The 21,597-nt window shown below is 42.3% G+C and carries 20 protein-coding genes and 4 tRNA genes; 7 read left to right on the forward strand and 17 right to left on the reverse strand.

Annotated elements, in window-relative coordinates:
• Positions 1 to 8: 8 nt before the first annotated feature.
• From ACP69X_RS04520 to ACP69X_RS04560, 9 genes are all read right to left on the reverse strand, one after another.
• Positions 9 to 803: an MBL fold metallo-hydrolase gene (locus tag ACP69X_RS04520; protein ID WP_024424026.1), complete on the reverse strand. Its 795-nt coding sequence runs from the start codon at positions 801 to 803 to the stop codon at positions 9 to 11.
• 6 nt (positions 804 to 809) lie between these two features.
• Entirely contained in the window at positions 810 to 1,673 is an 864-nt protein-coding gene (locus ACP69X_RS04525) for a two-component system regulatory protein YycI (protein WP_041089447.1), read from the reverse strand.
• Positions 1,660 to 3,039 (reverse strand): two-component system activity regulator YycH, encoded by a 1,380-nt coding sequence (gene yycH / locus ACP69X_RS04530; RefSeq protein ID WP_041089445.1) that lies wholly within the window; start codon positions 3,037 to 3,039, stop codon positions 1,660 to 1,662. Before yycH ends, ACP69X_RS04525 begins: the two co-directional genes overlap by 14 nt.
• Positions 3,029 to 4,867: a cell wall metabolism sensor histidine kinase WalK gene (gene walK, locus ACP69X_RS04535; RefSeq protein WP_426052466.1), complete on the reverse strand. Its 1,839-nt coding sequence runs from the start codon at positions 4,865 to 4,867 to the stop codon at positions 3,029 to 3,031. Before walK ends, yycH begins: the two co-directional genes overlap by 11 nt.
• Before the next feature lie 7 nt (positions 4,868 to 4,874).
• Complete coding sequence (gene yycF, locus ACP69X_RS04540) at positions 4,875 to 5,582, reverse strand: response regulator YycF (protein WP_024424030.1); 708 nt, start codon at positions 5,580 to 5,582, stop codon at positions 4,875 to 4,877.
• 347 nt (positions 5,583 to 5,929) lie between these two features.
• Positions 5,930 to 6,002: transfer RNA gene (locus ACP69X_RS04545), tRNA-Phe, on the reverse strand.
• A gap of 28 nt (positions 6,003 to 6,030) precedes the next feature.
• A tRNA-Asp gene (locus tag ACP69X_RS04550) sits at positions 6,031 to 6,107 on the reverse strand.
• Between the two features lie 82 nt (positions 6,108 to 6,189).
• Positions 6,190 to 6,261, reverse strand: a tRNA-Glu gene (locus ACP69X_RS04555).
• Between the two features lie 6 nt (positions 6,262 to 6,267).
• Positions 6,268 to 6,343 (reverse strand) — tRNA-Lys (locus ACP69X_RS04560).
• 342 nt (positions 6,344 to 6,685) lie between these two features.
• Between ACP69X_RS04560 and ACP69X_RS04565 the strand changes: the two genes are divergently transcribed.
• On the forward strand, positions 6,686 to 7,210 hold the full coding sequence (locus ACP69X_RS04565; RefSeq protein ID WP_041089443.1) for a peroxiredoxin family protein: 525 nt from the start codon (positions 6,686 to 6,688) through the stop codon (positions 7,208 to 7,210).
• A gap of 28 nt (positions 7,211 to 7,238) precedes the next feature.
• Here ACP69X_RS04565 and ACP69X_RS04570 read toward each other — a convergent pair whose 3' ends face one another.
• The 7 genes from ACP69X_RS04570 to ACP69X_RS04600 form a co-directional block, all read right to left on the reverse strand.
• Entirely contained in the window at positions 7,239 to 7,448 is a 210-nt protein-coding gene (locus ACP69X_RS04570; RefSeq protein WP_039182844.1) for a hypothetical protein, read from the reverse strand.
• 14 nt (positions 7,449 to 7,462) lie between these two features.
• Positions 7,463 to 8,596 carry a DUF418 domain-containing protein gene (locus tag ACP69X_RS04575; protein WP_075612215.1) on the reverse strand — a complete coding sequence of 378 codons (1,134 nt, stop codon included), beginning with the start codon at positions 8,594 to 8,596 and terminating at the stop codon, positions 7,463 to 7,465.
• A gap of 136 nt (positions 8,597 to 8,732) precedes the next feature.
• Positions 8,733 to 10,022, reverse strand: a complete 1,290-nt coding sequence (locus ACP69X_RS04580; RefSeq protein ID WP_024424032.1) for an adenylosuccinate synthase — start codon at positions 10,020 to 10,022, stop codon at positions 8,733 to 8,735.
• Positions 10,023 to 10,277: 255 nt separating this feature from the next.
• Positions 10,278 to 10,691, reverse strand: coding sequence for a VOC family protein (locus ACP69X_RS04585; RefSeq protein ID WP_073980031.1), 414 nt, complete (start codon positions 10,689 to 10,691; stop codon positions 10,278 to 10,280).
• 130 nt (positions 10,692 to 10,821) lie between these two features.
• A complete protein-coding gene (dnaB, locus tag ACP69X_RS04590; protein ID WP_024424034.1) occupies positions 10,822 to 12,186 on the reverse strand; it encodes a replicative DNA helicase in 1,365 nt (454 codons plus the stop codon).
• Positions 12,187 to 12,406: 220 nt separating this feature from the next.
• Positions 12,407 to 13,363 carry a DUF4885 family protein gene (locus ACP69X_RS04595; RefSeq protein WP_269102941.1) on the reverse strand — a complete coding sequence of 319 codons (957 nt, stop codon included), beginning with the start codon at positions 13,361 to 13,363 and terminating at the stop codon, positions 12,407 to 12,409.
• Complete coding sequence (locus ACP69X_RS04600) at positions 13,360 to 14,307, reverse strand: DUF4885 family protein (protein ID WP_426052467.1); 948 nt, start codon at positions 14,305 to 14,307, stop codon at positions 13,360 to 13,362. The genes ACP69X_RS04595 and ACP69X_RS04600 overlap by 4 nt, the downstream gene beginning before the upstream one ends.
• 108 nt (positions 14,308 to 14,415) lie before the next feature.
• Between ACP69X_RS04600 and ACP69X_RS04605 the strand changes: the two genes are divergently transcribed.
• Positions 14,416 to 15,273 carry a hypothetical protein gene (locus ACP69X_RS04605; RefSeq protein WP_151284982.1) on the forward strand — a complete coding sequence of 286 codons (858 nt, stop codon included), beginning with the start codon at positions 14,416 to 14,418 and terminating at the stop codon, positions 15,271 to 15,273.
• Between the two features lie 118 nt (positions 15,274 to 15,391).
• Here ACP69X_RS04605 and ACP69X_RS04610 read toward each other — a convergent pair whose 3' ends face one another.
• Positions 15,392 to 15,610: a hypothetical protein gene (locus ACP69X_RS04610; protein WP_039182857.1), complete on the reverse strand. Its 219-nt coding sequence runs from the start codon at positions 15,608 to 15,610 to the stop codon at positions 15,392 to 15,394.
• Between the two features lie 523 nt (positions 15,611 to 16,133).
• Here ACP69X_RS04610 and ACP69X_RS04615 point away from each other — a divergent pair.
• The 5 genes from ACP69X_RS04615 to ACP69X_RS04635 are packed head-to-tail and all read left to right on the forward strand — an operon-like array spanning position 16,134 to position 21,587.
• The gene (locus ACP69X_RS04615; protein WP_426052468.1) at positions 16,134 to 17,018 is read left to right on the forward strand and encodes an alpha/beta hydrolase; all 885 of its coding nucleotides are present in this window, start codon (positions 16,134 to 16,136) and stop codon (positions 17,016 to 17,018) included.
• 4 nt (positions 17,019 to 17,022) lie between these two features.
• Positions 17,023 to 17,808: a 2,3-dihydro-2,3-dihydroxybenzoate dehydrogenase gene (locus ACP69X_RS04620; RefSeq protein ID WP_144489701.1), complete on the forward strand. Its 786-nt coding sequence runs from the start codon at positions 17,023 to 17,025 to the stop codon at positions 17,806 to 17,808.
• A 26-nt stretch (positions 17,809 to 17,834) separates the two neighbouring features.
• Positions 17,835 to 19,016, forward strand: coding sequence for an isochorismate synthase DhbC (gene dhbC, locus ACP69X_RS04625; RefSeq protein WP_260775080.1), 1,182 nt, complete (start codon positions 17,835 to 17,837; stop codon positions 19,014 to 19,016).
• A 24-nt stretch (positions 19,017 to 19,040) separates the two neighbouring features.
• Positions 19,041 to 20,660, forward strand: coding sequence for a (2,3-dihydroxybenzoyl)adenylate synthase (locus tag ACP69X_RS04630; RefSeq protein ID WP_426052469.1), 1,620 nt, complete (start codon positions 19,041 to 19,043; stop codon positions 20,658 to 20,660).
• An 18-nt stretch (positions 20,661 to 20,678) separates the two neighbouring features.
• Entirely contained in the window at positions 20,679 to 21,587 is a 909-nt protein-coding gene (locus ACP69X_RS04635) for an isochorismatase family protein (RefSeq protein ID WP_039182873.1), read from the forward strand.
• The last annotated feature ends 10 nt before the right edge of the window (positions 21,588 to 21,597 follow it).

Raw genomic sequence — 21,597 nt, forward strand, 5'->3', positions numbered from 1 at the left:
TGTAAAAATCATACGGCGCAAAGCGGGGTTGCTTTTTTCGGGTCCGTATCAAATAAATCAAAGCCGTCCCCAACAACAAAGCCCTTCATTTCAAGCGTCTGCTGGACCGCCATACGGGCTAAATCCTTCATGTTGTTGTCTTGACTCAAGTGAGCCAAATAAATGCGTGAGGTGGCATCTCCAATGACATCTGTCATCGCAAGAGCCGCATCTTCATTTGATACATGTCCGACATCGCTCAGAATTCTACGCTTAATGCTCCATGGGTATCGGCCCATTTGCAGCATACCGACATCATGATTGCTCTCAAACACAAACGTATTGGCTGACTTAATAATGCCTTTCATGCGGTCACTCACATAGCCTGTATCAGTCATGAGCGCAAGTTTGCGCCCTCCATAATGGAATACGTAAAACATGGGCTCTGCCGCATCGTGTGAAACGCCAAATGACTCGACATCAAGACCGCCAAAGGATTGAACGGTCTCCATATCAAAATGGAATTTCTGCTCTGTATCAATTTTTCCGATATGAGACTCCATTGCCTTCCATGTTTTCGCATTTGCATAGACAGGAAGCTTGTACTTTCTTGCCATGACACCAAGCCCTTTAATATGATCGGAGTGCTCGTGTGTCACAAAAATGCCGTCCAAGTCTTCAGGCTTGCGGTCGATTTGGCCAAGCAGCTCGACCATCTGTTTGCCGCTTAAACCAGCATCGACCAAAAAGGCATGCTCGTCTGTTTCTAAATAAAAAGCGTTCCCCGTACTTCCGCTCGCTAGTACACTGAACTGCAAGCTCATGTTCTCTCACTCCATTGAAGATTTGTCATCTTTCTCTATATGATCAAGTGTTGAGCCATCGATGGCATTGATCAAATATTCTTCCTCTGTCTTTTTCTTTGAACCTGCTGATACGCCTTCAAGCTCCACACGCCACACAGGAACCATGACTTGCGTGCTTGCCCCCGGGTATTGCGTATAGTAACCAAGCTCTACCTTTTTCACGGTCGTGTTTTGGCTCAGCATATTTTGCGTATATAAGTCCTTCACGGTTTCAAGTGCTGGGACAAGTGTTTCTTTTCTCACTTCATTAATCGACGTCACCATTGACTGCTGATAAGAAACAACTTCGTTTTGCTCGTTGAGATTTAAGGTGATTTTCCCGATGGTTTCGGTGTCATCCAGGCCTTCTTGGAAGATGTATTTCCCTTTATACGTTTGGAAAAAGACAATTTTCCCTGTCTCTTCATCTATATTCCACAGCTTATAATTCTTCCCATCCAGCAATCGCTGGTTCACAAGGTTCGTCGCCGCTGTTTTGATATCCTTTTTCGGCAAGGCAACTGGTTTATTGAAGGTCATTTCAAGCAGCGTGACAGGATCATCTTTGTCTGTTTTCGGGAATGTGCTTTTCGCCTTTTGATCAGCTAATCCGTCGACATCCTTTTTTGTATATTGCTTCTTTTCAGCTGTAATGCGGTATCCAATCTTCGCTTCATCTGATAGATTGCCATATTTGATCCCGTCTGCCTTCATTTCTTCCAGCGTATCCGTTTTTTCGATAATCGCAAAATGATCGGTTGACCGTTTTTCAAAGTATTGAAAACCTAGAAAGATATCGAGAACGAGAAAGGCTAGGATAAAGATCGTTTTGGTCTTATTCCACTCCATGATTCTCGCTCCCCTCTGTCAAAAGATCATTCGATAGAATCACGGTTTTGCCGTTATACTTCATACACCATACAGGCTCCAGCCAGACAAACATCCCTTGATCTTGATCTGATGCAGTTGAAACAGCTTGATATGCCGGGAAAATCTGTTCAATTTTCTCCAAGTCATCATATTTCGTCTGCTTGATGATCAAGTCCTTCAGCTCTGTCCCGTTCATCAGCTTGACCTGTTCACTTTGACTCGCTTTATTGCCAAGAATATAGTTTGGACGCTTGTAATTCAAAATGTCATCATTCGCCCATTGGACTTCAAGGGAGGTCATCCCAAATGGATGCTTTGTACTGTTCACAATCGGCAGACCGTCCATAAACATATTGAAGGACAGCTGCTGGTTGCTGTTGATGCCAAAGTATTGGTAGTCATCAGTAAAGCTTCCCGTATCATTGAAATATTTCACGCTTCGCTTGATCAAATCCCCCGTTTGGAAAACAGTGCTGGAATTGATATTGCGATGCTGATATTGAATGCGGTGGTCTTTTTGATTGGCTTCAAGGCGGCTTGTGCCATCTGTGTACACCGTCCGGTTTAAATTAGATTCCTCACCGACAAGACTCGGGTCCGTAAACAAAGCGTCTTTGAACTTGTTTGTCTTAATCGTTTCGATAAAGAACATTTTCGCTTCAAGCTGCTTTTGCTTTCTCGGAAGAAGGAAATCTCGTTTAGAATTCGTAGAGAATGTATAAAGATCATAGCGCGGCATCTCGTTTTGAGCGGCAGCGATACTGTCCATTAGATTACGGTAGTTGGCGGACTCAATTGTCAGCTCCAGCACCGTTTCCTTGCTGTATGAGACCAGGTAAACTTTCTTATTGGCCTTATCCTGCTGAGCGAACGGCACGATCATCCGATCAAACGAGTTGTATTCAATGGACTTGTTCGGCCATTTAAAGAGCGCTTGGAAAATATCAATCGGAATCGGATCATTGAATACAAGATCCAATGTCTTCCCTTGTCCTTCACGTCCATAGAAGAAATTCTTAAATTTCTGCTCGGAATATTGATCCGACACATCATTAACCTCTTTGACATCCCAAAGGCTCACATCATTCCAAAAGTTTTGAAAGAGTTCCTTTTGATCCACTTTAAAATGCTCTCCATTTGAATGGATAAACATCTCGCGCGGCTTCACGACATCAATGAGACTTCTAGGCTCGTCGCTTGAAATCTTCTTCGTTTCAACGACCTGTGTGCCGGTTTCAGCCTGATCCTGCATGACGGGCTGGAACATCCAGATATTCCACGTAAATACAAGACTGATCGCAATTAGGATTGTCAATATTATGGTTTTAAAGGTCTCACGCTTCATCCCAATCATCCTCTTGTTCTTCATTGTACGGAAGGGTAAAGGTCACCGTTGTTCCTTTTCCTTCAATGCTGTCAGCCCAAATATCTCCGCCATGAGCCTGAACCATTTCTTTTGCAATTGCAAGACCAAGGCCGGTTCCGCCCAGCTTCCTTGTTCTTGCTTTATCCACTCGATAAAAACGTTCAAAGATTTTATCCATATCCTTCTTCGGAATACCGATTCCTTCATCTTTCACGCTGAATAACACAAGGCCTTTCTCCTCATCCAAATCGACGGTAAACGTGATGTGTCCACCCTCTGGTGAGTATTTCATGGCATTGGAAATGATATTATCGAGCACCTGTGTAATTTTATCTTGATCGATTTCCACATATACTTCACGCTGCGGCAGGTTACGGATAAAATCGACATGCTGCTCCTTCGTCATTTCAAAACGATCAATGACGAGAGAGATAAACCTGATAAAGTTCGTCCACTCACGGTTGAATTGATAATCCTTGCTGTCGAACTTAGACAGCTGCAGCAGGTCATTGACAAGCCGGATCATGCGCTCAGTTTCATTTTGTGTGACACTAAGGAATCTTGGCGCAAGCTCCTTATCACCAATCGCACCTTCAGCCAGCGCCTCAAGGTAGCTTCGCATCGTTGTCAGCGGTGTGCGTAGCTCATGCGATACGTTTGCGACGAATTCACGGCGTTCAGCATCAATTTTCTCCTGCTCTGTGACGTCATAAATGACCGCAATTAAACCGTCAATCTTCCCATGCTCTTTCTGAATGACAGAGAAATTCACACGCAAAACAGCCAGCTGATCTTCGCGTTCAATTTCTATCAGCATGGAATCTTGATTTTCGACTAAATCTTCAAATGTATGAGTTTCCTCTAAGCCAAGTAAAGACGTAATCGGCATCTCTAATGCTGTTTCACGTGAAACATTCAACAGCTCTAATGCGGGGCTGTTTAATAGAATAATTGCACCGTTTTGATTCGTTGCGATGACGCCGTCCGTCATATAGGCAATAACAGAAGAAAGCTTTTTCCGCTCACCCTCCGTCATCAGCTGAGCTTCCTCCAGCTCTCTCGTCAGATGGTTAAAGGTTGTCGCAAGCTGGCCAATCTCGTCATGCCCATACTTCCGGACCTTCCTGGAGAAGTTCCCTTTGGCAAGCTCAATCGCTTGCTTTCTCATATCTGAAATAGGATGAGTGATCGTTCTGAAGATGAAAATACCAAGTAGAGCAGTCGTCCCGAGTGCAATCAGTGTCCCAGTTGCCAAAATGGTGTTAATGGTTCGCATTTGGTTAAACACACTTTCCATTGAAGACACAACATAAATCACGCCAACGGTCTCTTGGTTCTCATTTTTTACGGCTGTCGCAGAAATACGCACCCTTTTATTTGATTCAGGGTCATAGAATTTCTTCTCATAGTCTTTGCCAACCGCGAAAATACGGCTAATGATTTGATCAGTGATTTTCTTGCCGGCAATCTCTTGGCTGCCGTTATTGACAGAGGCAATGACCTCTCTGCTTTCGTCAATATAGCTGACTTCAGAGATTTCATTAGACTCATCTTTGTTGTTAAAATCGTTCAATATCTTTTGAGCATCCTCTTTTAATTCTGCCTTGCTTTTCGATGAATCTTGTTCTAAGTAATACGATAACGAGTAGATTCGCTGATTCAAGGAATTATCATATGAATTAATTAAGGACTGCTCTAGCTGCTTCACAAAGTACACGCCAATGATCTGCATGGCGACAATGATCAGCAGCACGTAAATCAAGGTCAATTTGAAGTGAATCGAGCGAAAAAAACCTACTTTACTCATAAGAATCTTAGTCCTGCTCTGGGTTTCTTAAATAGTAGCCGACGCCTCGTCTTGTCACGATCCAGCTCGGATGGCTAGGGTTGTCTTCAATCTTTTCACGAAGACGGCGGACTGTGACGTCTACTGTACGGACATCTCCGAAGTAATCGTAGCCCCATACGGTTTGCAGTAAGTGCTCACGTGTCATGACTTGTCCAATATGTTTCGCTAAGTAATGAAGCAGTTCGAACTCACGGTGCGTCAATTCAATCGTTTCCTCACGCTTAGACACTACATACGCATCCGGATAAATGACGAGTGATCCCACCTCAATATCATTTGATTCAGATTCTTCCTCCGTCTGCGGAGCAGCGGTTTGTCTTCTCAAATTCGCTTTCACGCGGGCAAGAAGCTCACGCGTGCTGAAAGGCTTTGTCACGTAATCATCTGCGCCAAGCTCAAGGCCGATGACTTTATCAATTTCAGAGTCTTTTGCTGTCAGCATGATAATTGGCATGTCGTATTTCTTTCTCACTTCACGGCATACTTCAACACCATCTTTATTCGGCAGCATAATGTCGAGCAGAATAATGTCCGGCTTAATTTCTTCTACCATTTCAAGGGCTTCGTTTCCATCATATGCACAATGAACCTCATAGCCCTCTTTCCTTAAATTAAATTCCAATATATCAGCAATCGGTTTTTCATCATCTACGACAAGAATCTTTTTTTCCATTGTGATTTCCTCCTGCATTTTTAGCATCTATGTCATTCCATTTTGCATGTATCATTACGCCTTTTCCGTTTACGAAAAAAAGGCTCACTGTCTATTATAACGTTTTACGAGGCAAAGATAAAAATAATAACGGCTTTCTTTTCTAGTAAACGTTGGATAGGAATGCGCCGCTCGAAAAAATTGATAACTTTTTCCTTTTTTATTGAAACTTTTCCAATCATCAACCGTCTATAAAGATGTAACGTCTTCTTCTTATGGAGCCGGGCCCTACCTAGGTCCGGCTTCTCCCTTTTTATGCCTTCTTTTCATAATAAAAACGCACCTGCGATTGCAGATGCGTTTGGAAGTGGCTCGGGACGGAATCGAACCGCCGACACACGGATTTTCAGTCCGTTGCTCTACCAACTGAGCTACCGAGCCATCATCAAAAAGATGAATATGTATTAAATGGCGGTCCGGACGGGACTCGAACCCGCGACCTCCTGCGTGACAGGCAGGCATTCTAACCAACTGAACTACCGGACCTCAGTAACTTGCCCGAAAAAGCAATCGTGGTGCTCCTTCAAGCAAGTGAGGAAAAAATTAGCTTAACGCTAAAGTAAATCAATGACCCGTACGGGATTCGAACCCGTGTTACCGCCGTGAAAGGGCGGTGTCTTAACCGCTTGACCAACGGGCCAATACATGGTGAGCCATGAAGGACTCGAACCTTCGACCCTCTGATTAAAAGTCAGATGCTCTACCAACTGAGCTAATGGCTCTCGGTTTGTGAAAAGTAAATCTGAAGAAGTTGTATTGCGTCAAACCAATCGCTTTAAAAAAGCTGGAACATCGCATCCTAACAAGTTTCAGAGACCTTTGCAACAACGAGATTTATAATATCATAGAATAATTACATATGGCAATACGTTTTTCGACATTTTTTTAAAAAAAGTGTCGGATGTCAAATCTGCTTTCAAAGCCTCCACTTCTGCAACCGCCTTCATTTCACACGTCTTTCCGCATGATCTCTGCCTATTCAAACACATAGACACGTTTCAGGCCGCTCAAAAATGGCTATACATGAAACAAGTGACATTGTCATTGAAAAAGGAGGAAGCAGTATGAGTTCATTCAAATTAGGAGATAAAATGCCCAACTTTTCACTTCCAACAATACAGGGCGATCACATTGATTTCGACAAACATTTAGAGGAGCATCAAAGCTGGCACCTGATCGTTTTCTTTAGAGGATCTTGGTGTCCGGTATGTGTAGAAGAATTAAAAGAGCTCGAACAGCAGCAGTCATATTTTCAGGACAAGGATATTCACTTAATGGCGATTTCAACCGATAACCCTGATGACTTGAAGGCATTTGCGGATAAAGAGGGACTATCCTTCCCGATCATGTATGACCATGACCTCACGTCATTAAAAGCATATGAAGTCCACTATCACGGGGAGGATGCCCCATATGAAGACCACGGGGTGCACGGTGAACCCGCCTATTTCTTATTAAATGAAAAAGGGCAAGTGCTCTATCAGCAAAGACAAACAAGTCCGTTTGGCAGACCGCATGCCAACGAACTACGCAAAATCATTCAGTACATCCGTAAAAACTTAAGAGGCCAATATAAAAGCCTGAAGTAAGGAAAAAGCCCTCGTGATGAGGGCTTCTTTATGAATGTTTTTTGTTAAATAGCCAGTCAGCGGAGAAAAAAACAAGGAGTCCCGCCATTAAAATGACAAAAGTAACCGGTGGCCTGTCACCTTGGAAATACGCGTACAACGCATGCCCTCCTAATGCCAGAAGATAAAAGACAAATGCCGGCACAGCCGCTTGATGTGCATTCGCTTGTTCTTTTTTCGTCATTTTTTTAAAAAACATATTGTCTATCCCCTTTATGATGCTTTTTTCATCGTCACCCTGCGAAGTGCCCGTGAACGGATATATTCCATTGGTCCAATTCTCCAAACCTTTAGGCAAACTGCTGAAATCGCGATTTGCAGAAGTGAAATCAACAGCCATGCCAATACAATAAGGGGCGCATTGATTTGACCGCCAAGACCCAATCCCCAGCTATAAAAAAGAATGGAGCAGATGACATTTTGCAGGATGTAGCAGCTAAGCGCCATTTTCCCTACATATTCAAACCAATTCCACATGAACCATGACTCCGTGCGTGCGAGGAGCTTCGCAATGACAGCTATATAGAAAATAGAGAGGAATGGTGAAAAGGCGTAGCGCACCACAAATTCCACTAGATCGTTCGGAACGAAGACTAGTGCATTCAGCGGCAGACCAACCCACAGTCCGATTCGGAACAATATTTTCCGGAGAGATTGTCCGCGTTCATTTGCATAAAATACACCGGCTCTCATCATCCGCACACCTAATAAAAACAGAAATGTGTTCATTGGAATGATAAAGATCGCTTCTTCTCGGTACATGAAAAAGTATTGTAACCGTTCTTGAACCTGCGAGATCCATGTCTCTGGCAGCTGCTCTTCCAGCGCCGGTTCAACGCTTTGATCATCGGCCGCTGACTCCATTTCAGAGAGGGAGTACACCATCAAACTTGACATAACAAGTAGATGAATCACACCTGAGACCATCATGCCCTTTTTGATACGCCTGCTGCCTCCCCGTACAATGTAAGCCACAAGCAGCCCAGTAACGGCATAACTCATAAGCACATCATATTCCATCACGAGCGCAAAATGGACAAAGCCTTCGATAAATAAAAATAAAAGAATCCATAAATAAGTACCCGGCCAAGGCGTGTTTTTCCTTTTTGCCTGCTGGTATTTCAGCTCCAATCCAACACCAAACATGATCGTGAGCAGCGAGAGCATTTTTCCATAAACGAACATGGAGACAAGACTTTCAAGAAAACTGCCATTTTCATATTCATCCGCTATCTGATCTGTCGCAAAGGTATCCCCTGCGTACGCAAAAAACCAGACGTTCGTTCCCAATGTGCCTAGTATGGCAAAACCTCGTAAAATATCTAATAATCGTATTCTTTCTTTCACTAGAACGCTCCTTCCCTCTATACAGTTATCATATTTTGGTAATGATCGGAAGTCCGTTCTACTGAAATTAAGGAATATTTAAACAAAAAAACACCAGTAAAATGCAAGATTTTACTGGTGTCTCATCAATCTATTCTTATGGACGGTACACGCTGCGGACAACGTTCGTTTGTGAACGATCTGGCCCGACTGAAAAAATGGAAAGTGGAATACCTGTTAATTGTGAAATGCGTTCTAAATAATGGCGAGCATTTGCAGGCAGTTCACTTAAGTTCTTCACACCTGTAATATCCTCTGTCCATCCAGGCATTTCTTCGTAGACAGGCTCACATTTCGCTAATTCATTTAGGCTTGCTGGGAATTCCTCTGTGATTTCTCCGTTCAATTTATAAGCAACACAGATTTTCAACTTTTCAATCCCTGTTAGTACATCAATTGAGTTAAGAGATAAATCTGTAATTCCGCTCACACGGCGTGCATGACGGACAACAACGCTGTCAAACCAGCCGACACGGCGCGGGCGTCCAGTTGTCGTACCGTATTCACGGCCAACCTCACGAATTTGATCGCCAATTTCATCATGGAGTTCTGTCGGGAATGGGCCATCTCCAACACGTGTTGTGTACGCTTTTGACACGCCGACCACATGTTGAATTTTCGTTGGTCCTACACCAGAACCAATCGTCACTCCTCCAGCTACTGGGTTAGATGACGTCACAAATGGGTATGTCCCTTGATCGATATCAAGCATGACTCCTTGTGCTCCTTCAAATAGCACGCGGCGGCCTTCATCTAGTGCATCATTCAGAACAACAGATGTGTCTACGACATATTTTTTCACTTGCTGGCCATATTCATAATACTCGTCTAAAATATCTTCAATCTTGAAGCCTTCTGTGTCGTACATTTTCTCTAAAAGACGATTTTTCTCTTCTAGATTACGTGCAAGCTTCTCTTCAAATACTTCACGATCTAATAGATCTGCGACACGGATACCGACGCGAGCTGCTTTGTCCATATAAGCTGGTCCGATTCCTTTTTTCGTCGTGCCGATCTTGTTAGCCCCTTTCCGCTCCTCTTCTACCTCGTCCAATTTTAAATGGTAAGGCAGAATAACATGGGCTCTATTGCTGATTCTGAGGTTATCTGTACTCACATTCCGTTCGTGAAGATACGCAAGCTCAGTGACCAACGCTTTAGGATCAACCACCATTCCATTACCGATGACACAAGTTTTCTCTTTATAAAAAATACCGGATGGAATGAGGTGTAGCTTGTATGTCACTCCATCAAATTTGATCGTGTGACCTGCATTGTTTCCCCCTTGATAACGGGCAATCACCTCTGCATTTTCTGAAAGGAAATCGGTAATTTTCCCTTTCCCTTCGTCACCCCACTGCGTACCTACTACGACTACTGAAGACATATCGTGCACCTCCGTTAACCTTTCAAAACGTTATCTCTTTCAAACACATTTATTTTATCAATGCACAACGAAAAAGTCAACGCGAAATCCGAACATTAATATCTCGAAATCAAATTTTGTTCGCTTTAAATATAAAGAAAAGCGCTTTAATCACTTCTTTAGCGCTTGGAAATGGAGATTTTGATAAAAAACAACTTTTTATCGTTTCCAGCTGTTCATCAACATAAAAAAGACCCCCAGCAATGGGCGTCTTTTTTAAACCGGTGTAATACCATCTGTGTTCATCAGCACAACCCGGTACCCATCTGGGTCTTCAATGGTTGCTCCTCCCCGGTCCCAGTATGGATTCGTTGAGGTGACATGCCGTCCGCCAAATGAAATCAATCTCTCTTTCATTTGCTGAAATTCCTCTGCATCCGGAATATAGAAAACAAGCAGCTGTTCTGGATGCGGGACGGGCAGGCTTTCTTCTTCTTCATGTTTGGTGATTTCTAAATGAACATGCTGGTGAGGCAGCCCGAGCATCACACCATCGTACCCTTCATGCTGATCAAATGAGCCTATTCGTTTGAGCCCTAAGCCTTCTTCATAAAAGGAAACAACCTCTTTCATGTTGACGGTTGGGCGTGCGATACGTAATTGAGCGGCTTCAAACTGTTGAAATTTCATCAGTCTTCACTCCTTTTCTCCTTTTAGTATACGCTTTCTCTTTTTCTCTCTCCTCCTCATATTGACTGTTTTTTCAATCATTCTTTCGATGTAGATCAATCAAAAAAAGCCCAGCTTCTTGAGCTGGGCTTTAAGCACCGGGCGGAACACCCGCATCATCAAATCTTCTTTCCAGGTTGACGAATTTGTTATATTCTTTGACGAACGCCAGTGATACTGTACCAACTGGACCGTTACGCTGTTTGGCAATGATGATTTCAATAATGTTCTTATTCTCTGATTCTTTGTCATAGTAATCATCACGATAAAGGAATGCCACGATATCGGCATCCTGCTCGATACTTCCTGATTCACGAATATCAGACATCATCGGACGTTTGTCCTGACGCTGCTCTACCCCACGGGAAAGCTGAGACAAAGCAATAACCGGAACTTCAAGCTCCCTTGCCAGCGATTTTAAGGCCCTAGAAATTTCAGAAACCTCCTGCTGACGGTTATCACTTGATCGTCCGCTTCCTTGAATGAGTTGCAAGTAGTCAATCAGGATCATGCCAAGACCATTTTCTTGCTTCAAGCGGCGGCATTTCGAACGAATTTCACTTACTCTGATCCCAGGTGTATCGTCAATGAAAATTCCGCTGTTTGACAGCGAGCCCATCGCCATTGTCAGCTTGCCCCAGTCCTCTTCTGTCAGATTACCGGTTCTTAGGTTCTGTGCATTGATATTCCCCTCTGCACAAAGCATACGCATGACGAGCTGCTCCGCACCCATCTCTAAACTAAAGATGGCGACACTTTCGTCCGTTTTGGTCGCGACATTTTGGGCGATGTTCAATGCGAAGGCGGTTTTCCCTACTGATGGACGAGCCGCTACAATGATTAAATCATTTCGCTGGAATCCAGCTGTCATCCGGTCAAGCTCAGAGAAACCCGTTGGAATCCCTGTGATATCGCCTTTGCGGTTATGAAGCTGTTCAATATTATCGTATGTTTGAACAAGAACGTCCTTAATGTTTTGAAAGGCTCCTGAGTTTTTACGCTGAGCCACTTCCATAATGGTCTTTTCAGCATCACTCAACAAGTCTTCTACTTCATCCTCACGCGTGTACCCATCCTGTGCAATGGTTGTCGCCGTACGGATCAGACGTCTTAAAATGGATTTCTCTTCTACAATTTTTGCATAGTATTCAATGTTTGCGGCAGTTGGGACCGAGTTCGCAATATCGGTTAAATACGAAATCCCGCCTACCTCTTCTAGTAAATCTGTATTAGCAAGCTCAGATGTCACCGTGACAAGATCGACCGGTTCTCCTCTATCGCCAAGGATAAGCATCGCATTGTAAATCTTTTGATGCGACATTCTATAGAAATCCTCTGGAATTAATACCTCAGAAGCGAGCGTTAGCGCAGATGGTTCTAAAAAAACAGCACCTAATACGGCCTGCTCGGCTTCTATATTTTGCGGCGGCAGCCGGTCATCGAGAAGTTCCGTCATGCCAAGCACCGTCCTTTCATAAAAAAATACGCTACTCATCATTTTAACATTTTCATCAATAAAAAAGTGAAAAACATCGACTATAGTCAAAATTACCATGAGGATGTTTCGTTGAACAGCAAAACAACGCACTTCAATAGAAAAGACTCTGTAACATAAATTGTTATAGAGTCCTTTATTAACAGTATCTGGTTTTGCACCTGTTGTCGTCCACGTTTTGTTAATCTATTGTTCTCTTAATCCCATAATTCTCTTTTTGTCCAATGTCTTGTAAAGAGCCATTTTGATAACCAATAGATAGCACCAAATCTGGAATAGAATCAAACCCATCTTTGGCTAGATCAAAGAGCTGCGCACCATAATGTGAAGCGGCAATGCGCGCATTTTCTGCTGTGTATGGATTTTTCAGGAGTTCTTCTTTGTATAGATCAAAAATATTCGCTCCGTTATCCGTTACAAATTGACCATTTACAATGCTTAAATCCTTTAAATTGTAGCCTGTCACCGTTTTGATTTGATTGACAAGATGGAATTTTGCTAGAGAATCAGGTGTGAATTGAGTAGAATCATCATTTCTGCTTTTCATGATATGGAAAAATAATTCTCTTGTATTGTTGGTTGTATTTAATAAGTCTTCTATTTGTTTCATCAGCGATTCGTCTGTTGATCCACTCACCACTAATTTGAAATTGTTTGGATCAATGGTAAAAGTTAAATTTGTGTTTTTAGGAATGGTTATACCGTTTTTAGAGAATAAATCTTGTAACTGTTCGTTGACCTTTTGACGATTGAGTATTTTCTTTTCTACACTTTCTTGTGTAGGGTCGTACCGTTTTTCATTACGGAAGATGGCGTCATTAAAGTCATATTGACCTCCTTTATTATTCCTTGCCCAACTCATTTCCATAATGTAAGCAGCTTCTCTTTCCGGTTTTGTTAAATCACTTCTGAAATAAGAAGAATAAGGGTTTCTATACTTATTATATATATGGTCTTGAGGATCTTTGAATCGTTTATTTTGTTCATTTATTTTTTCGTATTTTTCATCTAATATTTTCATCCGTCTATCAGATTCGGTCATCACCTCATTTGTACTTTTAATAGCTGAATGGCTATTGAAGTCCGGAAGGTTCTGCTTATTTAGAATGGCTGTCGTGTTAGATGTATTTATCTTCACTTTGATACTCCGTAATTCACCTTTTGTCCAATGTCATATAAGGAGCCGTTTTGGTAACCAATAGATAGCACCAAATCAGGAATAGAATCAAACCCATTTTTGGCTAGATCAAAGAGCTGTGCACCATAATGTGAAGCGGCAATACGTGCATTTTCAGCTGTATATGGATTTTTCAGGAGTTCTTCTTTGTATAGATCAAAAATATTCGCTCCGTTATCCGTTACAAATTGACCGTTTACAATGCTTAAATCTTTTAAATTGTAGCCTGTCACCGTTTTGATTTGATTGACAAGATGGAACTTTGCTAGAGAATCAGGTGTGAATTGAGTAGAATCATCATTTCTGCTTTTCATGATATGGAAAAATAATTCTCTTGTATTGTTGGTTGTATTTAATAGGTCTTCTATCTGTTTCATCAACGATTCGTCTTTTGAACCACTTACCACTAATTTAAAATTGTTCGGGTCAATGGTAAAAGTTAAATTTGTGTTTTTAGGAATGGTTATACCGTTTTTAGAGAATAAATCTTGTAATTGTTCGTTGACCTTTTGACGATTGAGTATTTTCTTTTCTACACTTTCTTGCGTAGGATCGTACCGTTTTTCATTACGGAAGGCGGCATCATTAGAATTATAATGCCCTCCTGTTCCACTATTAGCCCATCCAATTTCAATAGAGTAAGCCGCCTCTCTTTCCGGTTTGGTTAAGTCATTTCTGAAATAAGGGGAGTTTGGATTTCGATACTTATCAAATATATGGCCATGAGGATCTTTGAAACGTTTATTTTGTTCATTTATTTTTTGATATTTTTCATCTAGTATTTTCATTCGTCTATCAGCTTCGGTCATCACCTCATTTGTACTTTTAATAGCTGATTGACCTTTATAGTCTATTCGGTTCTGACTGTTTGAAGCACCTGCCGTGTACGACGTATTAATATTCATTTTGATTCTCCTTTTTTAAAAAATAGTGATTATTAAATATATCGGCAATTCAGTTAAAATTTGTTAGTTTTGATCCGATATAGTAATTATTACAAGGAGGGTTAAAATATGACAAATACTATTTTCAAACGTTTTTTATTACCTGCATTATTGTTAGTGCTTATTACTAGTTTTTTTGCACCTCATTCAGCAGAAGCAGCGATTACGGGGAATAACAGTCCTAACACAGCAAGCTCAATGGGATATTGGAAATATAGTCGTCCAGATACGACAATCTTACCTGAAGGTGAAAATGAAGCGTATTATCAGTTCACGATCAATAAGGGTGAAAGGGTTTATGTACGAAGTTCATATGATAAGCAATATACGGGGATGAAAATCGAGGTGTATAATTCGAAATATTCTGATGGGAGATCTAGAGTCATTAACCCTGATTCAATTACACCCTTCATTTTTGCTAATACTGATGAAGTTACTTCAACTTCAGAAACTTACTTTGTGAAAGTGACCCGTGGTACATATACAGGGAATATGTACTTTACTGTTTCTATCCAAGATCGTATCAAATCTGGAAATGGGACATTCAATTTTACGGGGACTGCTACCAACTTGGGGAATTCTTCTTTAAATTTTTTAGGAGTTGATTCTTCTATCATTACTATGGATTTAACGAACAATTCTTCTATACCTAAAAATGCAATCGTTAAATCGATTTCAACAACTAGTACCCAATCGCCTAACCAAGGAAATGTCACACACAAACTGATGGCTGATGAAAACAAGATTTGGAACCAATCACTTTTTTCATCTGCAACAAGTGGTTCTTACCATATTTCTCTGGATGATCAATTAAAAGTTGCGCAAAAATGGAGCTTTAAGTACAACGCAAAGGCTACTGCGAGATCTACTATGAGCAATGTCAAAGCCGATATTCGTTACGAATATGATGTCACAGATGGATTTTAATTGAATGGTGTTTGCAGAAAAAAAGTAAGGGGACATCCCTTACTTTTTTAATTGCCGCATTTTTGATGCTATATGATCTTTTGCCACTCTTAAAACAGCACCGTCCTTTCATAAGAAATTATTGGGGTTTTTGCTTGAGGGCGTGTTGAAAGAGGAGGACGGTGATCATATCGGTGGCCCGCTGGTATAAATCCCATTGTTCATAGGCCGCAAATGACATCCGTATTTCATGTAATGACTGTTTCATTTCATGATATTCTTCCACTGTAAACGTATTTGTCAGTTTGAGCTGATTTTCATGCAGTTTTAGCCTCAGCTTTCCTAATGAAGTTTTCATTCTGCCCACATTCCCTTCGATCTTGTCTTCCTTAGTAAATTGTATATGAATTTACGTATAATATTGAATAAGTTGTGAGATATGATCACCAGCTTTTCGAAAAATTCTCCTCTTTTTTCCTAAAAATACAAGAAGGTCTATAGACTTATTTTTCCTCAAAATGATTTCAAGAAGAAAAACCTATATATATTCCTGAATCAAACAGAAGAAAATGGTAAATATCCCGAGACGGTCAAGGTCTTTTGGCATTTCTCCTCTTTTTAAATGACTCAGTCCGGCATTCCCTATTTCCATTCATTTGGTAGTTATTTAGTCCTTTATTTTCATAATATTTAGATTAAATGATCAACTACACGACTTAATGAACATTTGACTTCATAATTGATAACCATTATCATTTGATTTGCTTGCGTGATAATTGAGAATCATTTTCATTTCAATTCTATTACTACACTCATCCTATATCCGCAAGCCTGCTTTTATCATCGTATGAGAGTCATTTTGAGGAAGGGGATTTTTACACATGTCCAAACGCCCTGAAGGAATGGGTACTGAGGATTCACTTTTCGGAGAAAGCCGGCCTTTTTTTATACCGGGGACGGAGCAACTGGATATCACAGCACACCCATACAGACTTTTTATATTTAAACCGAATACTACTCCTCCAGCGGCTGGTTTTCCAGTCATGTACGTGCTTGATGGGAATTCACTTTTTGGCACAATGGTCGAAGCACTTCGTTTACAGTCGAGAAGACCTGAAAAAACAGGTGTCGTACCTGCCATCATTGTTGGAATTGGCTATCAGACAGAAGCACCCTATCATCCGCTCAGGCATTATGATCTCACTCTAACCGGCCCTGATGCTTCCATTGGTGGCAAAAGACAGGACTTCTCCACCCATACATATGGCGGCGCCTCTGCGTTCTTTTCTTTTTTAGAAAAGATTGTAAAGCCTTATATCGAGCAGCGCTTTCCGATCAACCAGAGTCGTCAAACACTGTTTGGGCACTCTCTTGGCGGTCTTTTTGTATTACACACACTATTTGAGCACCCTGATGCTTATCAGACATATATTGCGGGCAGTCCTTCTATCCACTGGAACAAAGATTTATTTCTAGAAAAAGAACACCAATTCACCAATCATATACGTCAGCTGTCTATGGATGCCAGGCTGCTTGTAGGTGTAGGTGAATTAGAAAAACATCATCCATGTCAAATGAATGATCATGCACATGCACTAGCAAATCGGATGCTGCCTTTATCTTCATATGGCTTGCATACGACCTATCACGAGTTCCCTGAAGAAGGACATACGTCCGTTTTACCAGTGCTAATGAATTACGCTTTTCGTTTTGCACTCTATCATGATGATCCTTTCACAACCACAGACATGAAGGAAAGGCAGTGAACACATGAAACATAGTGGTCTATCTCAAAAAATTGCCCTTATTACAGGCGCAGGACAAGGTATTGGACAAGCAGTCGCTAAAAGACTAGCCGAGGAAGGTGCGATTATTGCAGCAGTTGACGCAAATGAAAAGCAGCTGCAAAGCACCGTCAGGCAAATGAATGATGATGGCATACGCGCCTTTGCCTATCCAGGGGACATCACCGATCAAGCTTCTGTTCAGCACATTGTCGATCAAATTGAAAAGCAGCTTGGACCCATTTATTTACTGGTCAATGTAGCAGGCATTCTTCGAATCAGTTCTATTGACCAGCTTAGTGCAGATGACTGGCAACAAACTTTCGCAGTCAACACACATGGTGTCTTTTACGTATCTCAAGCTGTCTCCAAATACATGATGAAAAGATCAGAAGGGGTCATTGTGACTGTCAGCTCTAACGCAGGTGCCATTCCTAGAATGAATATGGCTGCCTATGCCGCTTCAAAAGCAGCAGCTACTTCCTTTACAAAAACGCTTGGATTAGAGCTGGCAGCCTACGGGATCAGATGCAACGTCGTCTCTCCCGGCTCTACCGCAACACCTATGCAATGGGCTTTATGGGCTGATGAACAAGGAGAAAATCAGGTGATTAAAGGCTCATTAGAGACGTATAAAACCGGTATTCCTTTACAAAAAATCGCTGATCCTCAAAACATCGCTGATGCAGTCATTTTCTTTGCATCTGAGCAATCCAATCATATTACGATGCAGAATCTCACAATTGATGGTGGCGCAACACTCGGAATCTAGCATTTCAATCAAAAGGAGGCCTTTTCATGAAACATTCATTATTGTCGTCAGAAGAAAAAGTACAGTTGCTTCAAGACTATCAGCCAGGCGCTTTTTTCCTTGCTTCCCCTAAACGCACGATACTTGCCGAAGGGATATTCAAGCATATTGAAACCAATCAACTAAATGAACTATCCACAAAGGTAGCGCACGTATTTGACGCTGCCAAACAAGCTGGTATTCAAGCACCGATTGTGGCTGGTGCTGTCCCATTTGATCCGGCGCAGCCCGTTCGTTTAAATGTTCCAGTCCATGTACAGTTTAGTGATCCACTCGAATTTCAACAAGGTGATGAGGAGTCAGAAGCGGTATCGCCATCCTATGAGGTGACACCTGTCCCTGCTCCAGATGTCTACATGGAAGGTGTGAACGAAGGATTAGCTAAAATTGAGAACGGAGAGCTTAGCAAAATCGTACTCTCTCGATCTCTCCATCTCAAAGCAAATCGAGATATTCATACGAAAACAATACTCGAACGACTGGCTCGTCATAATACGACTGGCTATACGTTTGCTGCAAATATAGCTGACCCGAAGGCTTCCCAAAAGCGCACACTTCTTGGGGCAAGCCCTGAGCTGCTACTTTCAAAAACTGGTTCATCTGTGATTTCCAATCCACTCGCTGGTTCTCGGCCGCGCAGTTCAGATCCAGTAGAAGACCAGCGCCGCCGCGATGAACTTCTTACTTCAGCGAAGGATTTACACGAGCACGCAGTGGTTGTCGAAGCTGTCACTAAAGCGCTTACTCCTTACTGTCACACATTAGATGTGCCTGCATCACCATCCGTCATACAAACAGAAACGATGTGGCATTTGTCTACTGTGGTCAAAGGTGAATTAACAGATTCTAGTGTGTCCTCAATTGATTTAGCGCTTAGCCTTCATCCAACACCTGCAGTATGCGGAACACCTACAGCAGATGCACGTGAAGCCATTCAAGCGATTGAACCCTTCGATCGAGGATTTTTTACAGGAATGATCGGCTGGGCAGATACAAATGGTGATGGTGATTGGATTGTCACCATTCGTTGTGCAGAAGCTGAGGGTCACTCCCTTCGCCTCTTTGCTGGTGCAGGAGTGGTCAAAGGATCAAAAGCAGAGGATGAGCTAGCTGAAACATCTGCAAAATTCAACACGATGCTTCATGCGATGGGCATCCATCAGCTATAAAAGTAAATAGGAGATGACAAAAACATGTTCGTTCAACCACCTACATGGCCAGAAGAATTTGCAAAACGCTACCGTGAAAACGGCTGTTGGCGTGGGGAAACCTTTGGCGGTATGCTTCGTGCACGCGCCGCATCGTTAGGAAATAAAACAGCGATTACATACGCTGATACGCATATGAGCTACCAAGAACTTGATGAGCGTGTCAGCAGTCTTGCTGCCGGTTTTCATCAGCTTGGCATTCAAAAAGGAAGTCGAGTTGTCGTGCAGCTTCCGAACATTCCTGCTTTTTTTGAAGTCATTTTCGCTTTATTTCGAATCGGTGCTTTACCCGTCTTCTCGCTGCCATCTCATAGAAGCAGTGAAATCACTTATTTTATTGAATTTGCCGAAGCAGACGCATATGTCATACCAGATATCGCTGACGGCTTTGATTATCGATCACTCGCGCGTCAAGTGAAAGAAAAGCTTCCCTCATTATCTCATGTCATTGTTGCAGGGGAAGCTGAGGAATTCCTTGGCTTAGATGATCTGCGCAAGGACCCAGCACTTGATCCCCAAATTCATGTAGAGGCAAGCGATATTGCATTTCTTCAGTTATCTGGAGGCAGCACAGGCCTTTCTAAGCTTATCCCTCGCACGCATGATGACTATATTTATAGTCTTTGGAAAAGCAATGAGGTGTGCGAGCTCACACAAGAAAGTGTGTATCTAGCTACACTTCCAGTTGCGCACAACTATCCATTAAGCTCGCCTGGAGTCCTTGGGACGTTATACGCAGGCGGAAGAGTCGTTCTTGCACCTGGATCAAGTCCTGATGTCGTCTTTCCACTCATTGAAAAAGAACGGACGACCATTACCGCTGTCGTTCCACCTATCGCATTGATTTGGCTAGAGGCCGCTCCTCATCGATCAGATGACATATCGAGTCTTGAAGTCTTACAAGTCGGCGGTGCTAAATTCAGTGCTGAGGCAGCAAAACGAGTGATGCCTGCCCTTGGATGTAAGTTACAGCAAGTTTTTGGTATGGCAGAAGGTCTGGTCAACTATACCAGATTAGATGATCCTGAACATGTCATTATTCATACACAAGGACGCCCGATGTCTGAATATGATGAGGTACTAGTGGTTGATGATGAGGACAAGCCCGTCCCGCATGAAGTGGCTGGACATCTTTTAACAAGAGGACCTTATACGATTCGTGGCTACTATAAAGCCGATGAACAAAACAAAAAAGCATTTACACCCGATGGCTTTTACAGAACAGGTGACATCGTGCGATTAACCAAAGAAGGAAATGTTGTTGTAGAAGGCAGAGACAAGGATCAAATCAATCGTGGCGGCGAAAAGGTTGCCGCTGAAGAAGTTGAAAACCATTTACTTGCGCATGCTGACATTCATGATGCCGCCATGGTGTCCATGCCAGATCCATTTCTTGGCGAACGCTCATGTGCCTTTGTCATTGCAAAAGGAAACAACAAACCAGCACCGCACGTCTTAAAATCATTTCTAAGAGAACGCGGGCTCGCAGCCTATAAAATTCCTGACCGCATTGAATGGATCGATGCGTTCCCACAAACAGGTGTAGGCAAAGTCAGTAAAAAAGCATTAAGAGAACTAGCTGCAACCCATACTGCCAACGTATAAAAAAGAGGAGTGAAAACCATGGCAATCCCTACTATTCCTGCATATCCAATGCCAAGCACACAAGATTTACCCGAAAATAAAGTGAACTGGATACCAGATCCGAAACGTGCTGTTCTGCTGATACATGACATGCAGCAATATTTTTTAAATGCATTTCAACAAGATACATCACCGATCACAGAGTTAGTTCAGCATATTGAACAATTACGTGATACATGCAATGAACTTGGCATTCCAGTCGTTTATACAGCACAGCCTGGCGACCAAGACCCGAAGGATCGTGCCCTATTAACAGATTTTTGGGGACCTGGACTTGGTGATGATGAAGCATTGACAAAAATCATTGATCAGCTTGCTCCATCTGAAACAGATACAATGCTGACAAAATGGCGTTATAGCGCATTTAAAAAATCTAATTTTTTGGATATTCTTCAAGAAGGCGGGCGTGATCAACTGATCATTACTGGCGTATATGCACATATTGGCTGTATGCTGACAGCCGCAGAAGCATTCATGCTCGATATTGAAACCTTCTTTGTCGCAGATGCCGTCGCTGACTTTTCATTGAAACATCACAAAATGGCCATGACCTATGCAGCTGAACGCTGTGCGGTCACCACAACAACAAATCAAATCATTGGTCGTTTAACAGGACAGGAAGCAGAAAGTGATGACCTATCCTTTGAGGCCATTCTTCAGCAAGTAGCTGAGTATCTCCAAATGGAGCCGAATGAAATACCGCTTGACGAGAATCTCGTCTACCTTGGACTTGATTCTATTAGAATGATGAGCCTAGCGGAAAAGTGGAGACAGCAAGGAGCGACAGTCAATTTCGTTGAGCTTGCAGCAAATCCAACACTCGCTCATTGGCGGACTCTTCTTTTCCCAGACAAACAGCCATCTATTCCAAATATCGATTACTTGTAAAGGAGGTATA

The sequence above is a fragment of the Bacillus sp. DC4300-2b2 genome (genome assembly GCF_049895685.1).
Lineage (GTDB): Bacteria > Bacillota > Bacilli > Bacillales > Bacillaceae > Bacillus > Bacillus safensis.

Excerpts from the sequence above, each read along its gene's own strand:
- ACP69X_RS04520 (WP_024424026.1), bottom strand. The coding sequence starts at position 803 with ATGAGCTTGCAGTTCAGTGTACTAGCGAGCGGAAGTACGGGGAACGCT.
- ACP69X_RS04525 (WP_041089447.1), bottom strand. The coding sequence starts at position 1,673 with ATGGAGTGGAATAAGACCAAAACGATCTTTATCCTAGCCTTTCTCGTT.
- yycH (WP_041089445.1), bottom strand. The coding sequence starts at position 3,039 with ATGAAGCGTGAGACCTTTAAAACCATAATATTGACAATCCTAATTGCG.
- walK (WP_426052466.1), bottom strand. The coding sequence starts at position 4,867 with ATGAGTAAAGTAGGTTTTTTTCGCTCGATTCACTTCAAATTGACCTTG.
- yycF (WP_024424030.1), bottom strand. The coding sequence starts at position 5,582 with ATGGAAAAAAAGATTCTTGTCGTAGATGATGAAAAACCGATTGCTGAT.
- ACP69X_RS04565 (WP_041089443.1), top strand. The coding sequence starts at position 6,686 with ATGAGTTCATTCAAATTAGGAGATAAAATGCCCAACTTTTCACTTCCA.
- ACP69X_RS04570 (WP_039182844.1), bottom strand. The coding sequence starts at position 7,448 with ATGTTTTTTAAAAAAATGACGAAAAAAGAACAAGCGAATGCACATCAA.
- ACP69X_RS04580 (WP_024424032.1), bottom strand. The coding sequence starts at position 10,022 with ATGTCTTCAGTAGTCGTAGTAGGTACGCAGTGGGGTGACGAAGGGAAA.
- ACP69X_RS04585 (WP_073980031.1), bottom strand. The coding sequence starts at position 10,691 with ATGAAATTTCAACAGTTTGAAGCCGCTCAATTACGTATCGCACGCCCA.
- dnaB (WP_024424034.1), bottom strand. The coding sequence starts at position 12,186 with ATGACGGAACTTCTCGATGACCGGCTGCCGCCGCAAAATATAGAAGCC.
- ACP69X_RS04600 (WP_426052467.1), bottom strand. The coding sequence starts at position 14,307 with ATGAATATTAATACGTCGTACACGGCAGGTGCTTCAAACAGTCAGAAC.
- ACP69X_RS04605 (WP_151284982.1), top strand. The coding sequence starts at position 14,416 with ATGACAAATACTATTTTCAAACGTTTTTTATTACCTGCATTATTGTTA.
- ACP69X_RS04610 (WP_039182857.1), bottom strand. The coding sequence starts at position 15,610 with ATGAAAACTTCATTAGGAAAGCTGAGGCTAAAACTGCATGAAAATCAG.
- ACP69X_RS04615 (WP_426052468.1), top strand. The coding sequence starts at position 16,134 with ATGTCCAAACGCCCTGAAGGAATGGGTACTGAGGATTCACTTTTCGGA.
- ACP69X_RS04620 (WP_144489701.1), top strand. The coding sequence starts at position 17,023 with ATGAAACATAGTGGTCTATCTCAAAAAATTGCCCTTATTACAGGCGCA.
- dhbC (WP_260775080.1), top strand. The coding sequence starts at position 17,835 with ATGAAACATTCATTATTGTCGTCAGAAGAAAAAGTACAGTTGCTTCAA.
- ACP69X_RS04630 (WP_426052469.1), top strand. The coding sequence starts at position 19,041 with ATGTTCGTTCAACCACCTACATGGCCAGAAGAATTTGCAAAACGCTAC.
- ACP69X_RS04635 (WP_039182873.1), top strand. The coding sequence starts at position 20,679 with ATGGCAATCCCTACTATTCCTGCATATCCAATGCCAAGCACACAAGAT.